Genomic DNA, 2,712 nt, shown 5'->3' with positions numbered 1-2,712 from the left:
GCCTTGATCTCGATGATGCCGTCATAGATCTCCGGCACTTCCATCTTGAACAGTTCCGCCATGAATTCGGGCGCGGTGCGGGAAAGGAAGATCTGCGGTCCGCGCACCTCGCGGCGCACGTCCTTGATGTAGCAGCGGATGCGGTCGCCGTTGCGATAGCTCTCGCGGCCGATCTTCTCGTTGCGGCGCAGGATACCCTCGCCCCGGCCGATATCGACGATGACGTTGCCGTATTCCTCGCGCTTGACGACGCCGTTGATGATCGTGCCGGCGCGGTCCTTGAACTCCTCGTACTGGCGGTCGCGCTCGGCCTCTCGGACCTTCTGCAGGATCACCTGCTTGGCCGATTGCGCGGCGATACGCCCCATCTCGACGGGCGGCACCTCATCGGTGATCGTATCGCCGACCCTGGGATCGTCGAGGTATTGCCGGGCCTGCGCGACAGTCAGTTCCGCCTGATAGTTTTCCAGCTCCTCATCCGCAACCACGGTGCGGACGCGGGTAAAGGTGGCGCGCCCGGTCTTGCGGTCGATCGAGACGCGGATATCCATCTCGCTGCCGTAACGGCTCTTCGCCGCCCGGGCGAGACTCTCCTCCATCGCTTCGATAACAAGCGAAGGGTCGATCATCTTCTCGCGCGCCACCGCCTCTGCGGTTTGCAGCAGTTCCAGCTGGTTGGCGGATGTGATGGCCATCTCTTGTTTTCCTCTCCTACGCGTTCTCTTCGGCGCCGTCTCCGGACGCCATGAATTTCTGCACTTCGTCGAACTGGCTATCGTCGATCTCGCCGGCGTGCTTGCGGTTCTGCAGCACCTCGCGGATCAGTTCCTCGGTCAGCACCAGCTTGGCATCGCTCAACCAGTCGAATTTCAGCCCGATGACGATCGGAGCCTCGCCCTGCTGCGGATTGTCGATCTCGATCAGAACCTCGTCGCCTTCGGCTCCGGCCAGCACGCCCTTGAAGCGGCGGCGCCCGTCGATCGGTTCGGCAGTTTCCAGCTTGGCTTCGTAACCTTCCCAGGTCGCGAAATCCTTGAGCCGGGTCAGGGGCCGGTCGATGCCGGGGCTCGACACTTCGAGCGTATAGTTGTCCTCGATCGGATCCTCGACATCCAGAACCGCACCGACCGCGGTCGAGATGTCGGCGCAATCGTCCACCTCGATCCCGCCATCGGGCCGCTCGGCCATGATCTGAAGCGTTCTGATCTTGCCCGACATCAGCCGGACACGCACCAGTTCATAGCCCATGCCCTCGATGACAGGGGTCAATACCTCGGCCAGACGCCGGTCGATATTGGTCTTGGCGATCAGGTCGTTCATGGAATTCCCAAGCACAAAAAAACGGGCCCGCGGCCCGTCGATCTTTCCCGGTGGAGCCGCCGGGTTGCCCCGTCAGCGCCGCTGTTGGCCGGGATATAGGGCCTGTGCACCGAATTGGCAAGGGGGAGCGCGTCCCCCGGCAGCCGGCACCGCCGGCAGGGCGCCCGTCAGCTCTGGTCGTCCGTCCAGCCGACATCCTTGTGCGTGCCGTCGCAGAACGGCTTGCTGTCCGACTGGCCGCAGCGGCAGAGCACGTATTTGCGCGCTGTCGAGCCCTTGGCCTCTTCCGGTTCGGGCGGCTGGACATCCTGCACCCAATAGGGGCCATCCTTCTGCACGGTGATCTGGTCGCGCTCGATAAAGCACTGCTCGGGCTTTTCGCCCGGCTTCGACATCTGAAGCGCGCCGGACGGGCAGGCGGCAACCACGGCCTCGATCTCGGCCACGGTGCCCCGGTCGGGCTGAATCCACGGGGTTTCCTTGCTGCGGAACACGTTACCGGCCTGCCGGACGCATATCCCGACATGCGCGCAGAGCCGCGGGTTGTAGTAGACTGTCACCTCGTCGCCCTCATAGGCCTTGAGACGATCCTCGCGCCTGGGTGCGTCGTTCGTGCTCTTGAAACCCGCCTCGACATGCGAGCCGTCGCAGAACGGCTTTTCCTTGCTGTGGCCACAGCGGCAAAGCGCCATCACCGGCATCGCTTCCACCGGTTCTCCGTCGGTCCGGCTGATGCGGGTTACTCCTTTCACCACCAGCGGGCCGTTCTTGCGCTCCTCGATGACCGGTGTGTCGACTTCCCATTTGATGCTCATGGCTGGCCCCCGCTTGCCGAATATCTCATGCTAGGATGCGAAGACGGATTTTTCCAGTCAGAACCCGTAACGCGGCGCCTGCCGGGCGATGCCGTCGGTGGTCTCGACCAGCGCCTCGGTGATACCCGTCTCGCTGATCGCATGGCCCGCCATGCCCACCATCCGCAGTTTCGCGCGCGGCCAGCGCCGGGTCAGCCGCCAGGCCCCGGTTGGCGGGCAGATCATGTCGTACCGGCCCTGCACCACCGTCCCGGGAATGTGCGATATGAGCGGCATGTTGTCGAGGATCTGCCCGTCGCGCTCCAGCCAGCCCAGATGGCGGAAATAGTGGTTCTCGATGCGTGCGAAGGCGCGGGCGTATTCCGCCGCGCTTTCGCCGCCCGCGCCGTTTCCCGCGATCGAGGCAAGGGCGTTTTCCCAGGCGGCCCATGCCCGGGCATGGCGAACCTGCTCGGTGGAATCGTCCGAAAAGAGCCGCCTCGCATAGGCGCCGATGATATCGCCGCGTTCCTCCTCGGGCAGCAATCCGGCGAATCGCTGCCATTGCTCGGGGAAGAACCGCGCCACGCCACCGCCA

Annotated in this window: 4 protein-coding genes; all 4 read right to left on the bottom strand. The window is 64.3% G+C overall.

The genetic code is table 11. From position 1 onward, the window contains the following. Nucleotides 1-695 (bottom strand): transcription termination/antitermination protein NusA (gene nusA, locus ACK5IR_RS14185; RefSeq protein ID WP_416929825.1); only part of this gene is annotated, 695 nt, incomplete at its 3' end. 16 nt (nt 696-711) lie between these two features. Continuing rightward, complete coding sequence (gene rimP, locus ACK5IR_RS14180; protein ID WP_416929824.1) at nt 712-1,320, bottom strand: ribosome maturation factor RimP; 609 nt, start codon at nt 1,318-1,320, stop codon at nt 712-714. Between the two features lie 167 nt (nt 1,321-1,487). Further along, on the bottom strand, nt 1,488-2,135 hold the full coding sequence (locus tag ACK5IR_RS14175) for a CDGSH iron-sulfur domain-containing protein (protein ID WP_416929823.1): 648 nt from the start codon (nt 2,133-2,135) through the stop codon (nt 1,488-1,490). A gap of 57 nt (nt 2,136-2,192) precedes the next feature. After that, a partial coding sequence (locus tag ACK5IR_RS14170; protein WP_416929822.1) for an alpha/beta fold hydrolase occupies nt 2,193-2,712 on the bottom strand: 520 nt, incomplete at its 5' end.

It is taken from the genome of Tropicimonas sp., from assembly GCF_047971885.1.
Classification (GTDB): Bacteria; Pseudomonadota; Alphaproteobacteria; order Rhodobacterales; family Rhodobacteraceae; genus Tropicimonas.
Note: the sequence above shows the minus strand (reverse complement) of the source record. Positions and strands in the feature narration are given on the sequence as shown.

Bases quoted from the DNA above. Each gene is read 5' to 3' on its own strand.
- rimP (WP_416929824.1), bottom strand. From the start codon at position 1,320: ATGAACGACCTGATCGCCAAGACCAATATCGACCGGCGTCTGGCCGAG.
- ACK5IR_RS14175 (WP_416929823.1), bottom strand. From the start codon at position 2,135: ATGAGCATCAAATGGGAAGTCGACACACCGGTCATCGAGGAGCGCAAG.